General features: G+C 71.7%; 18 protein-coding genes. 8 read left to right on the top strand and 10 right to left on the bottom strand.

Going from position 1 to position 20,581, the window contains the following annotated elements; all coding sequences use genetic code 11:
• Positions 1-105 precede the first annotated feature (105 nt).
• A complete protein-coding gene (locus tag ACSDR0_RS32775) occupies positions 106-948 on the bottom strand; it encodes an SDR family oxidoreductase (protein ID WP_435292791.1) in 843 nt (280 codons plus the stop codon).
• 62 nt (positions 949-1,010) lie between these two features.
• Between ACSDR0_RS32775 and ACSDR0_RS32780 the strand changes: the two genes are divergently transcribed.
• On the top strand, positions 1,011-1,997 hold the full coding sequence (locus ACSDR0_RS32780; protein ID WP_435292792.1) for a helix-turn-helix transcriptional regulator: 987 nt from the start codon (positions 1,011-1,013) through the stop codon (positions 1,995-1,997).
• Between the two features lie 469 nt (positions 1,998-2,466).
• On the top strand, positions 2,467-4,620 hold the full coding sequence (locus ACSDR0_RS32785) for an RICIN domain-containing protein (RefSeq protein ID WP_435292793.1): 2,154 nt from the start codon (positions 2,467-2,469) through the stop codon (positions 4,618-4,620).
• 435 nt (positions 4,621-5,055) lie between these two features.
• On the opposite strand, the gene ACSDR0_RS32790 is transcribed toward ACSDR0_RS32785, so the two are convergent.
• Entirely contained in the window at positions 5,056-5,763 is a 708-nt protein-coding gene (locus ACSDR0_RS32790; RefSeq protein WP_435292794.1) for a helix-turn-helix transcriptional regulator, read from the bottom strand.
• A gap of 305 nt (positions 5,764-6,068) precedes the next feature.
• Between ACSDR0_RS32790 and ACSDR0_RS32795 the strand changes: the two genes are divergently transcribed.
• Positions 6,069-7,253, top strand: a complete 1,185-nt coding sequence (locus tag ACSDR0_RS32795; RefSeq protein ID WP_435292795.1) for a globin domain-containing protein — start codon at positions 6,069-6,071, stop codon at positions 7,251-7,253.
• Positions 7,254-7,542: 289 nt separating this feature from the next.
• The gene (locus ACSDR0_RS32800) at positions 7,543-8,106 is read left to right on the top strand and encodes a hypothetical protein (RefSeq protein ID WP_435292796.1); all 564 of its coding nucleotides are present in this window, start codon (positions 7,543-7,545) and stop codon (positions 8,104-8,106) included.
• A gap of 29 nt (positions 8,107-8,135) precedes the next feature.
• On the opposite strand, the gene ACSDR0_RS32805 is transcribed toward ACSDR0_RS32800, so the two are convergent.
• Together ACSDR0_RS32805 and ACSDR0_RS32810 are read right to left on the bottom strand one after the other, a co-directional pair.
• Complete coding sequence (locus tag ACSDR0_RS32805; RefSeq protein ID WP_435292797.1) at positions 8,136-8,486, bottom strand: PRC-barrel domain-containing protein; 351 nt, start codon at positions 8,484-8,486, stop codon at positions 8,136-8,138.
• A 168-nt stretch (positions 8,487-8,654) separates the two neighbouring features.
• Positions 8,655-9,143: an NUDIX domain-containing protein gene (locus ACSDR0_RS32810; RefSeq protein WP_435292798.1), complete on the bottom strand. Its 489-nt coding sequence runs from the start codon at positions 9,141-9,143 to the stop codon at positions 8,655-8,657.
• Positions 9,144-9,452: 309 nt separating this feature from the next.
• Here ACSDR0_RS32810 and cobF point away from each other — a divergent pair, with 309 nt between their 5' ends.
• The 3 genes from cobF (at position 9,453) to ACSDR0_RS32825 (ending at position 12,620) form a co-directional block, all read left to right on the top strand.
• Positions 9,453-10,238, top strand: coding sequence for a precorrin-6A synthase (deacetylating) (gene cobF, locus ACSDR0_RS32815; RefSeq protein WP_435292799.1), 786 nt, complete (start codon positions 9,453-9,455; stop codon positions 10,236-10,238).
• A 491-nt stretch (positions 10,239-10,729) separates the two neighbouring features.
• The gene (locus ACSDR0_RS32820; RefSeq protein ID WP_435292800.1) at positions 10,730-11,695 is read left to right on the top strand and encodes a putative protein N(5)-glutamine methyltransferase; all 966 of its coding nucleotides are present in this window, start codon (positions 10,730-10,732) and stop codon (positions 11,693-11,695) included.
• Positions 11,696-11,780: 85 nt separating this feature from the next.
• Positions 11,781-12,620: a pentapeptide repeat-containing protein gene (locus ACSDR0_RS32825; protein WP_435292801.1), complete on the top strand. Its 840-nt coding sequence runs from the start codon at positions 11,781-11,783 to the stop codon at positions 12,618-12,620.
• An 88-nt stretch (positions 12,621-12,708) separates the two neighbouring features.
• Here ACSDR0_RS32825 and ACSDR0_RS32830 read toward each other — a convergent pair whose 3' ends face one another.
• From ACSDR0_RS32830 to ACSDR0_RS32845, 4 genes are all read right to left on the bottom strand, one after another.
• Positions 12,709-14,826, bottom strand: a complete 2,118-nt coding sequence (locus ACSDR0_RS32830; protein ID WP_435292802.1) for an MMPL family transporter — start codon at positions 14,824-14,826, stop codon at positions 12,709-12,711.
• A gap of 59 nt (positions 14,827-14,885) precedes the next feature.
• Complete coding sequence (locus ACSDR0_RS32835; protein WP_435292834.1) at positions 14,886-15,548, bottom strand: response regulator; 663 nt, start codon at positions 15,546-15,548, stop codon at positions 14,886-14,888.
• A complete protein-coding gene (locus tag ACSDR0_RS32840; RefSeq protein WP_435292803.1) occupies positions 15,545-16,786 on the bottom strand; it encodes a sensor histidine kinase in 1,242 nt (413 codons plus the stop codon). The genes ACSDR0_RS32835 and ACSDR0_RS32840 overlap by 4 nt, the downstream gene beginning before the upstream one ends.
• 244 nt (positions 16,787-17,030) lie before the next feature.
• Positions 17,031-17,969, bottom strand: coding sequence for an NADP-dependent oxidoreductase (locus tag ACSDR0_RS32845; RefSeq protein WP_435292804.1), 939 nt, complete (start codon positions 17,967-17,969; stop codon positions 17,031-17,033).
• Between the two features lie 295 nt (positions 17,970-18,264).
• Here ACSDR0_RS32845 and ACSDR0_RS32850 point away from each other — a divergent pair, with 295 nt between their 5' ends.
• Entirely contained in the window at positions 18,265-19,173 is a 909-nt protein-coding gene (locus ACSDR0_RS32850; RefSeq protein ID WP_435292805.1) for an alpha/beta fold hydrolase, read from the top strand.
• Between the two features lie 128 nt (positions 19,174-19,301).
• Here the strand turns inward: ACSDR0_RS32850 and ACSDR0_RS32855 are convergent, their stop codons facing one another.
• Together ACSDR0_RS32855 and ACSDR0_RS32860 are read right to left on the bottom strand one after the other, a co-directional pair.
• Positions 19,302-19,730: a nucleoside deaminase gene (locus ACSDR0_RS32855; RefSeq protein ID WP_435292806.1), complete on the bottom strand. Its 429-nt coding sequence runs from the start codon at positions 19,728-19,730 to the stop codon at positions 19,302-19,304.
• Positions 19,711-20,574, bottom strand: coding sequence for an LLM class flavin-dependent oxidoreductase (locus tag ACSDR0_RS32860; protein ID WP_435292807.1), 864 nt, complete (start codon positions 20,572-20,574; stop codon positions 19,711-19,713). Before ACSDR0_RS32860 ends, ACSDR0_RS32855 begins: the two co-directional genes overlap by 20 nt.
• Positions 20,575-20,581: the final 7 nt, after the last annotated feature.

The following is a 20,581-nucleotide window of genomic DNA, read 5'->3' on the forward strand; positions in this document are numbered from 1 at the left end:
TTCACCTCGGTCATTCAGCCCGGCACCGCCATCCGGCCCCCGGTTCTCCGGCCCGGCGCCATTTTCAACCGGCCCGGTGCCGCCGTCAGGCGATCCGGGCCGCCGTCAGGCGCCGAAGGCGGCGGCGTTCTCCCGTACCCACTCCGCGAAGGTCCTGGCCGGTTTTCCGGTCACCTTCTCCACGGTGGGGAGTACGGTGTAGCCCGCCTCGGGCGGGTTGGTCCGCATGGTCAGGAAGAACTCGATGTCCTCGTCGGAGTAACCGCTCTGGCGCCACCCCGCGACGACCTCGTCCCTGGTGAGTTCGATGTAGCGCACATCGCGGCCGAGGACGGTGCCGATCGTGCGTACCTTCTCCGGCGGGGTCAGCGCCTGCGGCCCGGTCAGCCAGTACTCCTGACCGGCGTGGCCGTCGGTGGTCAGCGCGGTCGCGGCGACCGCGGCGATGTCCGCCTCGTGGATCATGGCGCTCCTGGCGTCGGCGAACGCCTCGCGGACGACGCCCTCGTTCCGCACGGACTCCGCCCACTCCAGGGTGTTGGACATGAACTCCACCGGCGCCAGGTGGGTCCACTCCAGGCCACCGGCCTCGACGGCCTCCTCCAGCGGGCTCTTCGTCACGTCTCCCTTGAGCACCGTCACCTTGCGGACGCCGGCCTTTCTCGCCAGGTCCACGATCTCCGCGCCATTGGTCAGCGGTGCGAAGTCATCCCCGCCGAAGCTGATCAGGTGTGCGGCGTCGACGCCGGAGAAGGCCGCGGACAGGCTCGCGGTCTCGGCCAGGTTGCCCGCCACCACCTCGGCGCCCGCGGGGAGGTTCGCCCTGAGCGGGTTCCGGGTGAGGGCGCGGACCCGGTGTCCCGCGGCCAGCAGCTGCTCGACGAGGGGCCGGCCGACGTTGCCGGTGGCACCGGACACGAGAACCGTCGTGGGGTTTTCTGTTGTCATGACGCAGACGCTAGAAGTATTCGCGGTCAGCTTCTGTCCGCGATAGATGGAAAAATCGTCTTATGTTGGAAACCTCGGCCCGGCTGCTCCGCCTGCTGGCGTTGCTGCAGGCTCATCGCGACTGGTCGGGTACGGAGCTGGCCGGACGGCTGAGGGTGAGCCCGCGAACCGTGCGCCGCGACGTCGACAAGCTGCGGCTCCTGGGGTATCCGATCAACGCGACCGGCGGTGTCGGCGGTGGCTACCAACTGGCCGCGGGCGCCTCACTGCCCCCGCTGCTGCTCGACGACGAGGAGGCGGTCGCGGTGGCGGTCGGGCTGCGGACGGCGACCGCGGGCGCCGTCACCGGCATCGCCGAGACCTCCGTGCGAGCGCTGGCCAAGCTGGACCAGGTGCTGCCCTCGCGGCTGCGCCACCAGATCGACACGCTCGGCTCGGCGCTGGTGACCATGCCGATGCCCGGTCCCACGGTCGATCCCGCGACGCTGACCGCGATCGCCTCGGCGGTCCGCGACCACCAGCGGCTGCGGTTCGACTACGTCTCGCACGACGGCTCGGAGAGCGTTCGGGACGTGGAGCCCTACCGGCTGGTCGTCGCCGACCGGCGGTGGTACCTCTTCGCCTGGGACACCGGGAGGTCGGACTGGCGGAGGTTCCGCGCCGACAGGCTGTCCCCGCGCGTTCCCACCGGACCCCGGTTCGTCCCCCGGCCGCTTCCCTCCGACGACCTGGCCGGATACTTCGCCCTGAGCATGACCACGGACCGCCACCGCTACCGGGCGGTGCTCACCATGTACGGCCCGGCCGACGCGGTGGCCGAGGAGGTTCCCCCCACCATCGGCGTGGTGGAACCCGTCGACGAGGACACCTGTGTCCTGCGCATCGGCTCCGACAGCCTCGACCATCTCGCGGTCTGGGTGGCCGCGTTCGGCTTCGAGTTCGAGGTCCAGGAGCCGCCCGAGCTGGTGGAGCACCTCCGGACGCTGACCGCCCGCCTGCAACGGGCCGCGTGGCGGGATCGAGACGGGACGACACAGGCCCAGGCTTAAGCCCCGGCACCGGCACCGGCACCGAACAGGGTCGACGCCGCGAAGTGAGCGTGGAGTGACCGCGGAGACCGGGATCCCCCGCCGGGCTCACATCGCCGGAGGCCGGCGGTGCGAGCCCGCACCGCGGCGTCGGCGTAACTACTATTTGTAAACTTTCCTATTGACAAGCCTTCCGGCCGCGTGTTTGATCCGAGTTAATTTTAAGAGGTGAAGTTACCGGGACGCTCCCCCGAATGGATGGAACGGCTCTCCGGGACCGTCACCTCGCCGTACGAACCAGCGGTCCGCCGCGTCAGGAGCACGCACCGCGGCACCCGAAGAGACCACCGGAGAGAAGAGCCACCGTGACCCCGCAGCACCCCCCACCGCCGCTCCCGAGCACGGCCCCCGCCACCACCGGGCCGACCGAGGCATCGGCCGGTCCGGCGCCCACCTCACCCGTGTCACGGCAGGATTCAAGGAGGCTCGGATGAGGCACATCCTCATGGCGCTCACCGTGGTCGCGGCGTTCCTCGTCGCGCTGCCCGGCACGGCGCAGGCCGCCCCGCCGGCCGGGCTCACCACCGTGATCAACCGCAACAGCGGCAAGTGCGTGGACGCGCGGGCCGCCGCGACCGCCAACGGCACCGTCGTCCAGCAGTACGCGTGCAACGGTTCCACCGCCCAGCTCTGGCAGTTCCAGCCGACCAGCGGCGGGTTCTACCGGGTCAACAACGGCAACAACGGCGCCCAGGCGTGGGACGTCGTGAACGTCTCCACCGCCGACAGCGCCCTGGTCCAGCTCTGGTCCTACTCCGGCGGCAACAACCAGCAGTGGCAGGCCGTGGAGGAACCCGGCGGCTTCTACCACTTCGTCAACCGGCACAGCGGCAAGTGCCTCGACATGCCGGGTGCCTCGATCGGGGACAGCGTGCAGTTCCAGCAGTACACGTGCAACGGCACGACCGCCCAGTCCTTCAGCCTGGGCAACCCGCCGCCGACCGGGAACAACCCCGACCTCGGCCCGAACGTGAGCATCTTCGACCCGTCGACGCCCACGGCGACCATCCAGGCCAGGCTCAACACGGTCTTCGGCCAGCAGCAGACCAACCAGTTCGGCGGCAACCGCTTCGCCCTGCTGTTCAAGCCCGGCTCGTACTCGGTGGACGCCAACATCGGCTTCTACACGCAGATCGCCGGTCTTGGCCTGTCGCCGGACAACGTCACCATCAACGGCACCGTGCACGCCGAGGCCGACTGGTTCCAGGGCAACGCGACCCACAACTTCTGGCGCGGCGCCGAGAACCTGTCGGTCACCCCGCCGTCGGGCACCGACCGCTGGGCGGTCTCGCAGGCCGCCTCGTACCGGCGGATGCACCTGCGCGGCAACCTGCAGCTCGACGACGGCGGCTGGTCGAGCGGCGGCTTCATCGCCGACTCGAAGATCGACGGCCAGGTCAGGTCGGGCTCGCAGCAGCAGTGGCTGTCGCGCAACGCCGAGTGGGGCAGTTGGACGGGCTCCAACTGGAACATGGTGTTCGTGGGCGTCAACAACCCGCCCGCGGGCAACTTCCCGAACCCGCCGTACACCAGGGTGGCGACCACACCGGTCGTGCGCGAGAAGCCGTTCCTGTACGTCGACCAGGCCGGCGCCTACCAGGTGTTCGTGCCGGCGCTGCGGACGAACTCCACCGGCACCACGTGGGCCGGCGGCAACCCTGCGGGCACCTCGATCCCGATCAACCAGTTCTTCATCGTCAAGCCCGGCCACACCGCGGCGGACATCAACGCGGCACTCGCGCAGGGGCTGAACCTGCTGTTCACCCCCGCCGTCTACCACCTCAACGACACGATCAGGGTGACCCGGGCCAACACCGTGGTGCTCGGCCTGGGCCTGGCCACGCTGATCCCCGACAACGGCGTGACCGCCATGACCGTCGCCGACGTGGACGGCGTCAAGGTCGCCGGGGTGCTGATCGACGCGGGCACGACCAACTCGGCCATGCTGATGCAGGTCGGCCCCACGGGATCGTCGGCGAGCCACGCCGCCAACCCGACGTCGCTGCACGACGTGTACTTCCGGGTCGGCGGCGCGGCCGTCGGCAAGGCCACCCAGAGCCTGGTCGTCAACAGCGACAACGTGATCGGCGACCACCTGTGGATCTGGCGCGGCGACCACGGCAGCGGCATCGGCTGGAACACCAACACCGCCGCCAACGGGCTGACCGTCAACGGTGACGACGTCACGATGTACGGCCTGTTCGTCGAGCACTACCAGCAGCACCAGACCGTCTGGAACGGCAACGGCGGCCGGACGTACTTCTACCAGAACGAGATGCCCTACGACCCGCCCAACCAGGCCGCCTGGATGAACGGGAGCACGCAGGGCTACACCGCGTACAAGGTGGCCAACTCGGTCACCACGCACGAGGCGTGGGGCCTGGGCAGCTACTGCTACTTCAACGTCAACCCGGGCGTCGTCGCGGCCCGCGCGTTCGAAGTGCCGAACACTCCGGGGGTCCGCTTCCACAACATGGTGACGGTCTCGCTCGGTGGCGTCGGCACGATCCGCAACATCATCAACACGACGGGCGGCCCGTCCAACTCCAGCACCAACGTGGCCAACCTGATCAACTACCCCTGATCGAATCTCCCGCCGCGTTCCAGGACCGCTTCGAGGTCCTGGAACGCGGTGTCCGGCCCGCGGCCGGAAACCCTCCGCGGGGTTCGGGAGGGCGGATTCCACCGATCCGCTCCCGGGCTTCGCGCGGGGGGCCGCGCGACGGCGTAAGGACGGCCGGGAGAACCTCGCGGCGGCGTAGGGACGGCCGGGAGATCAGCCGGGGCGGTCATGGATGAGAGCCGCTCCGGGTCAGGAGGCGGGCGCTCCCGTAGAGACGGCGGGGCGCCCGCCTCCCGGCTGCTCACGGTGAAAGAACCACGCGGCCCGGTCACTCACAGCCAAAGAACCGCGCGATCCGGCCGCTCACGGTGAAAGGACCGCGCGACCTGGCCGCTCACAGCCAAAGAACCGCGTGACCTGGCCGCTCACGGTGAAAGGGCCGCACGACCTGGCCGCTCACGGTGTGTCACGGGCCGCCGCGAGGTGCGCGAGGCACAGGTCGGGCTCGGCGAACGGTTCGAGCCGGTCCACGGTCACCGGGGAGCCGAGTGCCGCCATCGCCCCCTGCATGAGTCCGAGGTGCAGCGGGCAGATCACCTTGGCCTGGGTGCTGACGAGTTCGAGGAACGGGCAGTGCCGCAACCCGATCTGCCCTCCGTCGCCCGCCGCCCGTTCCCCTGAGCGTTCCCCCGCTCGCTCCTCGGGGGCGAACCCGAGATCGTCGAGCAGGCGTACCAGCTCGCCCACCGCCTGCTCCCGTGTGGGAGCGGCCGGTGAAGCCGTCCGGTCGGCCAAAAGGCCCCCCCACGCCCGCCCGGCCTCGGTCGCCCTGGCGACGGGCTCCGGGCCGCCGGCCAGGTTTCCGGCCAGGATCTCGGCCAGCAGGCGATAGTTGCGCGGCCCGGCGAGATCCATTCCAGGCCGTGCCCGGAACACCAGCGGCGGCCGGCCGGGACCGGTCGGCGCCGCGTGAACCCGTTCGATCTGACCGGCGTCGGCCAGGGCGTCGAGATGGAACCGCACCGTGTTGGGATGGACGTCGAGCCGCTCGGCGATGTCGACCACGCCGAGTGGCACCCCGGACTCGCGGAGCATCGTCAGGATGAGCCGCCGGCGGCCGGTCGGCGGCGTCGAGAGGTGTTCGGCGGCCCGTGCGGACGTCACACCGCCCGGGTCTCCACCGGTCCCACGCGGTTTCCTCGGCTCGGCCATGGCCGGCTCACCTCCCCTGCGGCAGCGCCGCGACGCACTCGTCCAGATGGCCCCGAAGGCTCCGGCCGCCATCGTAGACGCGACGGCCCGGACACTCCTTCGCGAACACCCGATCCCGCTCGATCCCGTAGGCCACGATTTGAGTTTATACAAAAAGTACTTGTATAAATAGAGGGCAGAGAGAAAACCATGCCTGACCAGGAGCTTGACGTGCGTCTCCACTCAAGCATGAAGATCATCTAGTAGTTGGAGGACCTGTGCTTTCCCCAGATTCGGCCGCGATCGTCCGTGCCACCCTGCCGGTGGTCGGCGGCTCCATCCAGGACATCTCCGCGCGCTTCTACGAGATGATGTTCGCCGACCATCCCGACCTGCTGCGCGACCTGTTCAACCGCGGCAACCAGGCCAACGGCGAACAGCGCAGCGCGCTCGCCGGGTCGATCGCCGCCTTCGCCACCATCCTGGTGCAGCGTCCCGACGAACGGCCGGACGCGATGCTCTCCAGGATCGCCAACAAGCACGCCTCCCTCGGCATCACCCCCGACCAGTACGAGGTGGTCCACAAATACCTCTTCGCCGCCATCGCCGAGGTGCTCGGCGACGGTGTCACCCCCGAGGTGGCGGCGGCCTGGGACGAGGTCTACTGGCTGATGGCGAACGCGCTCATCACCCTGGAGGCGGATCTCCACCGCGACTCCCCCGTCGAGGGCTGGCTGCGGGCCACGGTGCTCGAACGGCGGCGCGAGACCCCGGACGTGGTCTCCTTCACCCTGCGGCCACAGATCCCCCTGTCCTTCAAGCCCGGCCAGTACGTCAGCGTCGCGGTCACCCTGCCCGACGGCGCGCGGCAGATCCGGCAGTACAGCCTGTCGTGCGCCCCCGGGCGAGACGACTGGCGGATCACCGTCAAACGGGTGCGCGGCGGCGACACCCCGGAGGGGGAGGTCTCCAACTGGCTGCACGCCGACGTCCAGGCCGGGGACGAGCTGACGGTCTCCGCGCCGTTCGGCGACCTGACCCTGCCCGCCGACGGCCCCCCGCTGCTCCTGGCCTCGGCCGGAATCGGCGCCACCCCCATCCTGTCGATGGTCGAGCACCTCGCGGCGACCGGTTCCACCCGCCGGGTCACCGTCGTCCACGCCGACCGCAGCCCCGCCGACCACGCCCACCGGGACGAGCTCGGGCAACTGGTCGCCGCCCTGCCGGGCGCCACCCTGCACCGGTGGTACGAGGAGGTGGGCGACTGCTCCTGCCGCCCGGCGCCGAACGTCGGCCAGGTCGACCTGACCCGGATCGACCTCCCCGACCCCCTGGTCGCCTACCTCTGCGGGCCGCTGCCGTTCATGCGCGGGGTGCGCACCGAACTGCTCCGGCGCGGAGTGCCCGCCTCCGACATCCACTACGAGGTGTTCGGCCCCGATCTCTGGCTCGGCCAGAGCTGACCGGAGGTCCCGGATCGCCCGACGCGGTGTCCGGACCGGTTGTCACGTTCGGGATGGCTGCCCGGTCATAACGGGTAGCGAACCAGAAAGGATGACCATGTCCGTTACGACACATACAGCGCGGCAGGACCGGCGCACCCTCACGCGTCACACGTCATCAGGAAGAACACCGCCGTCGCGGGGTGCGCAGCGCTCCGGTCTCCGCCCGGCTCCGCCCGTCAAGAAAGACCGTCACACGTGACGTGCGGGACACTTGTGACACTCGGGATGCTCGGGACGGGGAGGCGAGGTGAGCGTCTCGATCCGTGTCATCCTGGCCGTCCTCTTCGTCGACGAACTCGTCGTCGGATTCTGGAACCAGTTCTTCCCCGAGAGCTTCTACACCGACTTTCCCACGGTTGATCTCACACCGCCGTTCAGCGAGCACTACGCGCGGGATTTCGGGGGCGCGACGCTCGGGATCGCCCTCCTCCTCGGCATAGCGCTCGTGATGCCGCGCGCCGTGTTCGTGATCCCCGCCGCGCTGGCGTACAGCATGTTCTCGATCCCCCACTTCCTCTACCACCTCCACCACCTCGAAGGGACGACGACCGGCGAGGCCGTTCTCCTCACCACCGCGAACGCGACCGTCGCCCTGCTGGGCGTCCTCGCCGTCCTGCTGGCGGCGGTCAGGGAGCGGAGGGACCGGCGCCGGGTCCGGTGCCCGCCTGAGGGGGACCGCGGGCCGGGGCCGTCTCGCGGCGGCCGGTCGCGGCTCCCGGCGAGACCCGTCCGCGAGGCGGGGGCGCGCCTGACCACCTGCCCCCGCCGGGGGTACGAAATAGGCGGACACGGAAAACGAGCCCCTCCCTAGGCGGGGAGGGGCTCGTCGACGATCAACGATTACAGCGTGCCGGGACCGTAGTAGCCGCCCAGCTTCTCGCGGTAGTCGGGCTCCTTGTAGGTCGCCTCGTCGTACTCCGGCGCATCCTTGATCTCCTGCTTGGTGCGCGAGACGTAGATCTTGCGCTCCTGCGGGTCGATCTGGTGCACGGTGCCGGCCGGCAGCACCACCTTCTTGCCGAAAATCCAGAAACCGGTGTCGACGACGATGTAGCTGTCACCCACCGCGTTGCTCTCCTCGTCCACCGAACCGATCTTGCCGTCGGTGGCCTCCACGTCGAACCCCACCAGGTCCAGCGTCTGCTCGCCGCTGTAGGCCTCGGGGCGGTAACTCCACACGTTCTCCGTCATGGCGTTTCTCCTCATCAGCGTAGGTAGGACAACCGCCTTCTACCCGCCGCGCCCGCGCTAAACGGGCCGTGGGCGATCCGGAGCCGTCCCGGGGAGGCCCCCGGCGGTCACGCCGTCCTCCCCGCCGAGGTCGAAGACCGAATCCACGGCCGCGGACGATCGCCGTAATCATTTGGCGGCGAAGTACTCCGCCACGATCCGGGTGTGCAGTGGGAACGCCAGCTCTCGCGGCCCGTCGATCAGCAGCCACTCCGTCGTCTCGGCCGTCGGCACGACCGGCGGCAGATCCGCCGCGCCGGTCCGCGGGCCCAGGGCGAAGACCAGCACGGTGCCGTCGGGAGCGCTGAGCACGTCGAGGAGCCGCACGCCGTCCGCGTCGACGACGACGCCCGTCTCCTCACGAAGCTCCCGGACCGCCGCCTGCTGCCAGGACTCGCCCATGTCGACGAAGCCGCCGGGCAGGGCGAGCCCGCCCCGGTGCGGTTCGACGTCACGACGGACCACCAGCAGACCGTCGTCCACCGGCAGTACCATCACCGCGACCGGCAGCGGGTTGAGGTAGGAGGTGTTCCCGCAGCCGGAGCAGGTGCGCGGCCACGCCTGGCCGGGGGCGAAGGCTCCGCCGCAGAAGGAGCAGTGCGAGTTCCTGATCGTCACGATCGCGAGATTAGACCAGAACGAGGTATTGGCCCACGTTCTCCCCCTGGCCGGGAATCCGCCATGAGACCGGACCGGGCGAGACGGCGACCCGCGTCTCCACCGCCCGGCCGGGATGGGCGTCACGCCGGCCTGCCGGAAGTAGGCGTCAAGGCCCACCTTGCCGGGGGTAGGCGTCACACCCGCCTGCCGGGAATGGGTGGCAAGGCGCCGCCCTGCCGGGGTAGGCGTCACACCGGCCTGCCGGGGATGGGCGTCAGGCGCCGCCCGGCGCGGCGTCCGCTTCGCGTGGAGGGCAGACTTTCCCGCGTGAAGCGAATCCTCATCATCGGCATCGGCGCGGGAAACCCCGACCACCTCACCCTCCAGGCGGTCAAAGCCATCGCGGCGGCCGACGTGTTCTTCATCCTCGACAAGGGAGAGGCCAAGCACGACCTCGTCCAGCTCCGGCAGGACATCGTCGACGCGCACGCCCGCACCCCGCACCGGCTGGTCGAGGCCCGCGACCCCGACCGGGACCGGACCACCCCCGCGTACGCAGGCGCGGTGGAGGACTGGCGATCGCGCCGGGCCGACATCTACGAGCGGCTCGTCCGCGACGAGCTCGGCGACGACGAGACCGGCGCGTTCCTCGTCTGGGGCGACCCCTCCCTCTACGACAGCACGCTGGCCATCGTCGAGGAGGTCCTCGACCGGGGCACGGTCCGGTTCGAGTACGACGTCGTCCCCGGCATCAGCAGTGTGTCCGCGCTGGCCGCCCGGCACCGCACCAGCCTGACCCAGGTCGCGCGGCCCCTGCACATCACCACGGGCCGCCGCCTGTCCGAGGAGGGGCCCGGCGAATCCGACGACATCGTCGTCATGCTCGACGCCCGCCACGCCTTCGCCTCCCTGCCCGACACCGCCGACTTCGAGATCTACTGGGGTGCCTACCTCGGCACCCCCGACGAGATCCTGGTGGCGGGGCCGGTGGCGGAGGTCGCCGGCCGGATTCGCGACGTCCGCGCCGAAGCCCGGGAGCGCAAGGGCTGGATCATGGACACCTACCTGCTGAGGCGGGTTCCCCGCGCGAAGCGCCCCGGGTCTCCCTCCTGACCGGAAGCTCGCGGTGCGGCGGCGGGCAGGAGCCGCGGCGAAAGTCACGCCAGCCAGGTCGAGCGCCGCCCGCCCGCGGGCGGCGGCCTCGCCGATCCTCCCGGAGCCGCGCGTGCGGTGCCTGAACGCGTCGTCGGCTTTCACGCGTCGCGAAGGGGTCCGCGCTGGTCGTCACGGACCAGGGCGGACGCCTTCGCCTCGTCTCCGCGGCTCCGTGAAGTTCGTCTCCATGGCTCCGTGAAGTCTCCCCGGCTTCATGAAGGAGGGGCTCGCCCCGCCCTTCCGCTTCGGCAAGTCCCCGGAAACCCACCTCGCCATAATGTGTTTGTCCCGGGGGGCGGCTCGGGTAGTGTTGCCCTCCAGCAATTGACGTGATCGAGGAGGTGAGACCCATTACCGCTGTGTCAGGTCGGGTGCTCCCATCTCACGGCCGCGCGGTCCTTCCGACGTAGGTGACCGAGGGAGCCCCATCGGCATCCCGAAAGGTTCCAATGTCGGCTTTACCGTCATTTCTCCCCCAATCCGTCATCGTCACCAGGCTTCGGGCCGCCGGTTGTGTCTTCGCCGAGGACGAGGCGCGGTTGCTCATCTCCACGGCGCGGACGCCCTCGGGCCTCGCCGCCATGGTGGACCGGCGGATCGCCGGGCTTCCCCTCGAACACGTTCTCGGCTGGGCGGAGTTCTGCGGGCTGCGGATCGCCGTGGACACCGGGGTCTTCGTTCCCCGCCGCCGCACCGAGTTCCTCGTCCACCAGGCCGTCGCCCTCGCCCGCCGGGCCGCCGGGCCCGTCGACCGGCCCGCCCCTCTCCCCCGCACGGCCGCCGTTCTCGCTGGTCCTTCCGGCCCTTCCGGTCCTTTTGGAGAAATCACCGTCCCCACCGGCCGGACCCCTGACCGGCCACGGATCGTCGTCGATCTGTGCTGCGGTTCCGGCGCGGTGGGCGCCGCGCTGGTCGCGGCCCTGGACCGGGTCGAGCTGCACTCCGTCGACATCGACCCCGCCGCGGTGCGCTGCGCCCGGCGCAACGTCGCCGCCGCCGACGGCCGGGTGTACGAGGGCGATCTCTACGAGCCGCTGCCCGCCACGCTGCGGGGCCGCGTCGACATCCTGACCGCCAACGCGCCCTACGTGCCGACGGGGGCGATCGGGCTGCTGCCCCCTGAGGCCCGCGTGCACGAACCGCGGGTGGCGCTCGACGGTGGCGCGGACGGGCTCGAGATCCAGCGGCGGGTGACCGCGGCGGCGGCACTGTGGCTGGCGCCGGGCGGCCACCTGCTGATCGAGACGAGCGAGCGCCAGGCCCCGCGGACCGCCGAGGTCTTCGCCCGCAGCGGGCTGATCCCGCGGGTGGTCGGTTCCGAGGAGCTGGACGCCACCGTCGTCGTCGGGACCATGCCCGCCCTCCATCCGCCGCGCGGTCCCGCCCGCGATGACGACATGGGCGGGGTCGGGTAGGGTTCATTGGTGAAAATGCTGTTCACAGCCATGTTCCGATGGCTGTGAACGGCACGGCCACCCCCTGTACAGGAGATCCCGCACATTGTCCGAGAGCCGCGAACACGCAGCCCTCCCCTCCGAGGGAGATCGCGCCGGTCTGCGAGCCGACTGCGAGAGCTGCTTCGCGCTGTGCTGTGTCGTGCCCGCGTTCTCGGCCTCGTCGGACTTCGCGATCGACAAGAAGGCCGGGCAGGCCTGCCCCAACCTGCGGGCGGACTTCCGCTGCGGCATCCACACGCGCCTCAGGGACAAGGGTTTTCGGGGCTGCACCGTCTATGACTGCTTCGGTGCCGGGCAGAAGGTCTCCCAGGTCACCTTCGGCGGGCAGGACTGGCGGCGGGCGCCACGGACCGCGAAGCAGATGTTCGAGGTGTTCCCGGTCATGCGGGACCTCCACGAGCTGCTCTGGTACCTGACCGAGGCGCTCACCCTGCCGCCCGCCCTCCCCATCCGCGGTGAGCTCGCCCTCGCCCTGGAGGAGACCGACCGCCTCACCCGCGACACCCCCGACGCTCTCGTACGGCTGGACGTGGCGGCGCACCGGCGGGAGGTCAACGCCCTGCTGCTGCGCGCGAGCGAGCTCGTGCGCGCCGGGGCCGGGCGCGGGAAGAAGGACCGCAGGGGCGCCGACCTCATCGGGGCCAAGCTCAAGGGCGCGGACCTGAGGGGCGCCAACCTGAGGGGGGCCTATCTCATCGGGGCCGATCTCAGGGGCGCCGACCTGAGGACGGCCGACCTCATCGGGGCCGACCTCAGGGGTGCCGACCTGTCGGGCGCCGATCTCACCGGGAGCATCTTCCTGATCCAGTCCCAGCTGGACGCGGCGAAAGGTGACGCCCGGACCACGCTGCCGCCGTCACTCATCCGCCCGGCTCACTGGTAGCCCCCCCCGCCGGCTCGTTCACCAGACCGGCTCGCCGGCAGCCCACCGCTCGCTCCCCCGACCGGCTCACCGGTCCCCCGGCCCTCGCTCACCCGACCGGCTCACCGGTGGCCGCCGCCGCCCTTCCGCCCGGCTCGTCGGCACGCCGGCCACCGGTCCCCGGGAACCACCAGTTGCGGTCGCCGAGCAACTCCATCGCCGACGGCACCAGGACCAGGCGGACCAGGGTGGCGTCGATGAGAACGCCGGCCGCCAGGCCGACGCCCAGGATCTGGAGCGGCCTGTCGTCGAACGTGCCGAACGCGGCGAACACGCAGAACATGATCGCGGCGGCCGCGGTGATCACGCGTGCCGTCGCCGCCAGGCCCTCGGTGACCGCGCGGCTGTTGTCACGGGTGCGGGCGTACTCCTCCTGGATCCTGGAGAGCAGGAACACCTCGTAGTCCATGGTCAGCCCGTACGTCACCACGAACAGCATCATCGGCACCCACGCGTCGACCGGCCCGCCGGTGCCGAGGCCGAGCACGTCCCACTGGAAGATCGCGACGATCGCGCCGTAGGAGGCGCCGATCGACAGCAGGTTCACCGCGATGGCCTTCAGCGGCACGACCAGGCTGCGGAAGACCGGCACGAGCAGCGCGAACGAGGCGAGCAGTACCGCGCCGACCATCCAGGGCAGCCGGTCGAAGGAGTGCTCGGCGAAGTCGATGCCCGCCGCCGTCCCACCGGTGACCAGGACGGGGGCGGGCAACCCGGCGCGCAGCGCGTGGACCAGGCCGGTGGTGGCCTCCTCCTGCGGGCCCGTCTCCGGCACGACCAGGGCGGTCCGCTCGTTCAGCGCGGTCACCCCGGCCACGCCCGGCGTGCTCGCGGCCTGGGCGATCGCCCGGCCCAGGGGCTCGGCGGAGACCAGTACGAGCGGGCCCGCCGCGCCGGGGCCGAAGCTGTCGGCGAGCAGCTCGTGGGCACGGCGGGTGGTGTCGGAGACGGGCCGGTTGCCCGCGTCCGACCAGCCGAAGCGCAGGCTCGCCGCGGGCAGCGCGAGCCCGAGGAGCAGCCCGAGCGCGAGAACGCCGGCCACCAGGGGACGGCGCTGCACGGCCCTGCTCCACCGGCGGGCCAGCGTGCCGGTCGGCCCGCCGCGGTGCGGCAGGGAAAGGCGGTCGACGCGGGTGCCGAGGAGACCCAGCAGCGCGGGCAGCAGGGTGAGGGCGGTGAGCATCACCATGAGCACGCCGCACCCGGCGGCCAGCGCGATGCCGCCGCCCAGCGAGGGACCGAGGAACAGGATGCCCGCACCGGTGATGATCACCGTGATACCGGCGAACAGCACCGACCTGCCCGCGGTGGTCATCGCCCGCACCACGGTGTCCTCGACGGTACGGCCCTCCCCCAGCGAGACGCGGAAGCGGGTGACGACGAGCAGCGCGTAGTCGATGCCCACACCGAGGCCGAGCATGATGGTCACGTACACGGCGAATCCCGGCGTCGGGACGACGTTCCCCAGCAGCGAGAGCAGGGAGACGGCGCAGACCACCCCGGTCACGCCCATCAGCAGCGGCAGCACCGTCGCGATCAGCGACCTGAACGCGACGAGAAGGATCACCGCGGCGGCCAGCAGCCCGATGCCCTCGGTGAGGCCGCCGGGGGTGGAGTCGGCGAAGTCGTCACCGGACAGCTCGGCCATGAGGATGGGAGGGCCGGGGGCGCCGGAAGCGGCGGGGGCCGTGGGGGCCTCGGGGTCCTCGGGGGCACGGAAGGCGTCGCGCATCTCCTTGAGTTTCGCGGCGCTCTCCTGGCCGGTGTGTCGGATCGAGACGGTGGCGACGGTACCGTCCGCGGACACCTGCTCGTAGGGGGCCGTCGGCTGGGATCGCGAGCCCTCGGCCGGCGCCCGAACGGCGACCGTCACGCCGGGGACGGTGTTCATGCGGGCGATCAGGGCGGTCACCGCCCGCCGTACCTCGGGGGCGCGCACGCCCGACGGCGCGGACAGCACGAGCCTGCCCTGGGGCTCGGCGGGGCGGTCGCCGAGCAGGTCCGCGGCCCGCCGGCTCTCCGAGCCGGGCAGCGTGAAGTCGTCGGTCGTGGCGCCGGGCGCGTGGGTGGCGCCCACGACGAGGGCGGCGGCCAGGGCCAGCCAGGCGAGCAGCACCGGCCATCCGTGGCGGGCACAGAAACGGGCCGGGGAGTTGAGGAGTGTCATGGATCCCGACGCTAGGAACGGGCACCGCCCGCGGTCGTCCACCCCGCGCGGGCGATGCCCTACCTCGCCGGCGGTAGGCCGGGACGGACCAGCCCGCTCTCGTAGCCCAGGACGACGAGCTGCGCCCTGTCGTGCACGGCCAGCTTCGCCATCATGCGGTTGACGTGCGTCTTCACCGTGGCGGGACTCATGTGCAGGCGCTCGGCGATCTGGAGGTTGCTCAGCCCCTCGGCGACCCTGGCCAGCACCTCGCGCTCGCGATCGGTCAGTGGCGCCAGCCTGGCCCGGCCGGGCGCGGGATCGGGCCTGGCGGAGAACTCCTCGATGAGCCGCCGGGTGACGCCCGGCGACAGCAGCGCGTCTCCCCTTGCGGCGACGCGTACGGCGTGGCGCAGCTCGGCCGGTTCCGCGTCCTTGACCAGGAAGCCGCTGGCCCCCGAGCGGAGCGCCTCGTAGACGTACTCGTCGAGGTCGAAGGTGGTGACCACGACCACCTTGGCGCCGCCCGCCGCCACGATCCTGCGGGTGGCCTCCAGGCCGTCGATCTCCGGCATGCGGATGTCCATCAGCACGACGTCGGGGCGGAGTTCGGCGGCCAGCCGCACGGCTTCGCGGCCGTTGGCGGCCTCACCGAGCACGGTAAGATCCTCCGCCGCGTCGAGCAGGGCGCGCAGGCCCGCGCGGACCAGGGGCTGGTCGTCGGCCAGCAGGACGGTGATCATGCCGGGAGCCACGCGGCGACCTGGAACCCGCCCTCCGGCCGGTCGCCGACGACGAGCCGCCCGCCGACCGCGGCCACCCGCTCCGCCATCCCCGTCAGCCCGTGCCCCCCGCCGATCCCGTCATCGCCGACCGGCTCGTACCCGGCCCGGCTCCCGTCGCCGCAGGCAGGCCCGTGCCCGGCCTCGTACCGGGCGCGGCTCCCGTCGCCGCCCGCAGGCCCCGCGCCCGTCGCGCGCGGGCCGCCCCGCGGGGGCGTGCCGCTGCCCTGGCCGTCGTCGTCCACCTGGATGGTCACGCCGCCGGTCTCGAAACTCAACCGGACCCGCGCCCTGCTCGCCTTCGCGTGACGCATGGTGTTGGTGAGAGCCTCCTGCACGATCCGGTACGCGGTCAGGTCCACGGCGGGGGCCAGTGCCCGGCGCTCCCCCACGACCTCGAACTCCACCGGCAGGCCCGCGGCCACGACCAGCTCCTCCAGCTGCCCGGCACCCGGCATCGGCCGCCTTCCCTCGGGGCCGTCCTCGCGCAGGACTCCGAGGACGCCCTTCATCTCGGCGAGGGCCTCACGGCTGGCCGTACGGATCACCGACAGCGCCTCCCTTGCCTCCTCGGGGCCGCCGGAGCGGTCGATCGCCTCCGCGGCCACGGCGGCCTGCAGCGCGATCAGCGACACGGTGTGGGAGGTGACGTCGTGCAGTTCCCTGGCGACCTTGAGCCGCTCCTCCCGCCCCCGCCCGCGCGCCATCTCCTCGCGGGTCCGCTCGGCCTCGACCATCCGCCGCTCCACCTCGGCGGCGTGCGCGCGGCGGGACCTGGAGACCTCGGCGAGCTGGCCGACCACCACCGCGATGAGCGTCCACAGCAGCAGGCCGGTGAGGTTGTCGAGGCTCCTGTCGACGAGCACGGCGCCCGAGGGGACCGCCACGAGGAAACCCGTACCCGCCCAGCCCAGTGCCCGGCGTCCCGAGGAGATCGTCGCGAACACCGCGATCAGCGCGGGAATCGGCCACAGCGCGTAGGCGTAGCCGAAAGCGAAGACGGCCGCCGCCGCGGCCGCGCAGACGGCCAGGCTGAGCTCGGGCCGCTCGCCCATCCAGGCCAGGCCGAGCACGGTCAGGGCCAGCAGCGCGTAGCCGAGGGCGTCGAGCGGCCGGGCGTTGGGCTGGTTGCCGTAGGCCATCACCGAGGAGGACCCGACGACCACGGCCATGGCGGCCACCAGCGCGAACCTGCTCACCCCCACACAGTAATCCGCCCGGTGGATCGGGACATCCACCCGTGGCGGTAGCCGCCTACCGCGAGGGGTGCACGCGCCTGGGACGGCGCGCATCCGGGAACCGGCCGAGAGGAGGCGAGCCCGAGTCCACGGGAGGCCGGTGCTCCGCACGCGCACCCCGATGGGCGACGCCCCGGCGGAGTGGACCGCGTGAGCACCCCGGGGAGCGCCACGCGGTGTCGTCCCCGGTGCGGCGGCGCCCCGCTCAGCCCGCCGAGACCCTGAGGACGATCTTTCCTCGTACGTGGCCGGTCCGGCTCAGCCGGAAGGCCTCGGCCGCCTCGGACAGGTCCAGGACGGTCGTGATCTCGGGGACGGCCAGGCCGCTCTCGATCATCCGTCGCAGCTCGTCGAGGTCCTCCGTGCTCGGCCGGGCGAACACGAAGGTGCCTCCGTGCTCCAGCACGCCGTCGTTGGTGAGCGAGACGACCCGTCCCCGCGCGTCCTCGCGCAGCAGGCCGAGGGACGACACCAGCTCCTCGCCGCCGTACATGTCCATGACCGCGGTGACCCCGGCCGGCGCGAGCGGGCGCACCCGCTCGGCGAGCCCGGGGCCGTAGGTGACGGGCTCGGCGCCGAGGCTTCGCAGGTAGTCGTGGTTGCGGGCCGAGGCGGTGCCGATGACGCGCGCTCCCAGGGCGACGGCGATCCGCACGGCGAACGATCCGACGCCGCCCGCCGCGGCCTGCACCAGCACGGTGTCACCGGCCTCCACCCGCAGCGCGTGGACGAGTGACTGGTAGGCGGTGAGACCGGCGATCGGGACGGTGGCCGCCTGCTCCCAGCTCAGGTTGACCGGCTTGCGGGCGATGGTGCGCACCGGCGCGGCCACCCTCTCGGCGTAGGTTCCCCTCCCGATGGAGTCCTCGCGCACGTACCCGATCACCTCGTCCCCCACCGCGAAGCCGGTGACCGTCGGGCCGACCTCCGCGACCACCCCGGCGACGTCCCAGCCGGGGATGACGGGAAAGTGGACGTCGAAACGGCCGTCCAGGTCCCCGGAGGCCGTCTGCCAGTCGACCGGGTTGACCGACACCGCCCTCACGTCGATGAGAACGGACTCCGGGCCGAGCTTCGGCTCGGGAACATCCTCCATCCCCAGGACCTCCGGCCCGCCGTAGCGCCGGTAAACGATCGCCTTCATCCCCTGCCTTCCGAAGTGGGCACCGGCCCGCGAACAGCGGCCCGTCGTGCGCCGTTTTATAGCACGAAACAACTACTTTCACGGGTCCGAGGTCCGGGGATCGGGCGGGGAAGAGGTCAGGGACAACCCGCGACGACGGCCGCGACCGTGTCCCTGACGACAGGCGCCGCCGGGTTCCGGTATCCAGGCATGGACAGACCGAGACAGGCCGGGGGCCGCGAGGCGGCCGGCCGATCCCGCACACCCGTCGCGCAACCCGTCGCGTCCACCCCTCGCACCCATCGGAGACACCACCGTGAGCGTCCCTTTGCCCTCCTCCTTCGCCCACCACGTGATCGACGCCGACGGCGTGCGCATCAACACGTACGTCTCGGGTGACGGCCCCCCGGTGCTGCTGCTGCACGGCTACCCGCAGACACATCTCATCTGGCATCGGGTGGCACCGGTGCTCGCCCGCGAGCACACCGTGGTCCTCACCGACCTGCGGGGGTACGGGGACAGCGACAAGCCGCCCTCCGCGCCGGACCACGGCCCCTACTCCAAGCGGGCGATGGCGCACGACCAGCTGCTGGTCATGCGCTCGCTCGGCTTCGACCGCTTCGCGGTGGCGGGCCACGACCGTGGAGCGCGGGTCGGCCACCGCCTGGCCCTGGACGAGCCCCGGGCGGTGACCAGGCTGGCCGTGCTCGACATCGTGCCCACCCGCCACGCGTTCCGGCACGCCGACGCCACGTTCGCGCTCGGCTACTACCACTGGTTCTTCCTCGCCGCGGGCGACGGCGTCCCCGAGCGCATGATCGGCGCCGATCCCGGCCACTGGATTCGCGCCCACATGAAGGCCCAGCACGGCGAGACCGTGTTCGACCCGGCGGCCCTGGACGAGTACGTCCGCCACTTCTCCGATCCGACGGCCATCCACGCCTCCTGCGAGGACTACCGGGCCGCCGCGAGCGTCGACCTGCGCCACGACGACACCGACGCGGACGCGGGCCGTCGTGTGACCTGTCCCGTACTGGCCCTGTGGGGCGGGCGCGGCTTCGTCGGGCGCAACTACGACGTCCTGGACGTCTGGCGGCGGTACGCGGACGACGTACGCGGCCAGGCGGTGCCCAGCGGCCACTACATCCCCGAGGAGGTCCCCGAGATGACGGCGGAGCTACTCGGCTCGTTCCTTTCCGAGGGTCCGGCCACGACGCCACGATGACGGCCGGGGCCGGGGCCCCGGTTCCGGTTCCGGAGACGGCCGGTCGCGGAGGCGAGCTCTTCCAGAGCGGGCCCGCCTCCGCCCCCGACTGCTCCCGACCGCCCCCGACCGGACGCCGAGGCGATCGATCAGGCGTAGTAACCCTCGACAGGGACGCGCGCCTCCTCGAACAGCGCGGGGCCCTCCTGGGGCACGTGCGGCCAGCCGCCTCCCGGCTTGAGGCCCGCGAGCTGCTCGTTGGAGAGCGCGAACACGACACGGCCGAGACCCGACCGTTCGATGGCGCCCGCGCACATGGGGCAGGGCTGGCAGCTGGTGTACATGGTCGTGGCGGCCGCGACGCCGGGGTCGAGCTCGCGGGCCGCCCATCTGGCCAGCTTCAGCTCGGGGTGGGCGCTGATGTCGCCGTCGCTGAGGACCGTGTTGTGGTCTTCGGCGAGAACGGCGCCGTCCGGGCCCACCAGCAGCGACCCGAACGGTGCGTCCCCGGTCGCCCGCGCCCTGGCGGCGAGCTCGATGGCCCGGCGAAGATAGTTTTCATCGTTGTTCGTCATCATTGTCCCGTTCGTGGTTATACGTGCGCAGATCCCAGTTGGCGGCCACGGTCGCGAGCGCCTGCCAGGCCGCCTCCGGGTGACTCGTCTCCCTCGGGTCACCGTTGAACGGATCGAGCACGACACTGTCGGCGCCCAGCAGGCGCAGCTGTTCGAGGTCGTCGAGGACCTGGTCGATCGTGCCCTCACCGGCGAGCCTTTCCGGAGCGGTGATCGGGGAACCGGTGAGCCGCAGGGCGATGCGGGGCGCGAAACCGGGCACCGGCCGCCGCTCCTCGTCCGCGATGACCTTCAGCCGGTCCAGCGCCTCGCGCATCCGGCCGAGGGTGAGGCGCAACGGGTGCCACGCCTCTCCGAGGCGCACCGCCCGGCGCAGCCCGGCGTCGCCGTTGCCGCCGACCCAGATCGGTATCCGCCCGGCCTGGTAGTCCGCCTCGTCCTCCCAGGCCGCGCGCATCGCCTGGAGATGGTCGTCGGTCAGCGCCCCGCGCCGCTCGAACGGGACCCCGAGCGCCTCGAACTCCTGCCTCGCCCAGCCGATGCCCACCCCGAGGACGAGCCGCCCGCCGCTGAGCCGGTTGAGGTTGGCGGCCATGCGGGCGACGAGCAGCGGGTGGCGGTACGGCACGATGAGCACCGTGGTGCCGATCCCGATCTCGCCGGTGATGCCGGCCAGCCAGGCGAGGGTGGTGAAGGGCTCGTAGAACGGTGGCGGATACTGCTCGGCGACGTCGGGGGTTATCACGACGTGGTCCGAGACCATGAGCAGATGAAAGCCCAGCCCCTCCACCGTCTGCGCCCAGCCGCGCAGCACCCCGGGATCGGCGCCGGGTCCGAAATTCAGCACGTTAACG

Source organism: Streptosporangium sp. G11 (genome assembly GCF_051192615.1).
GTDB lineage: Bacteria > Actinomycetota > Actinomycetes > Streptosporangiales > Streptosporangiaceae > Streptosporangium.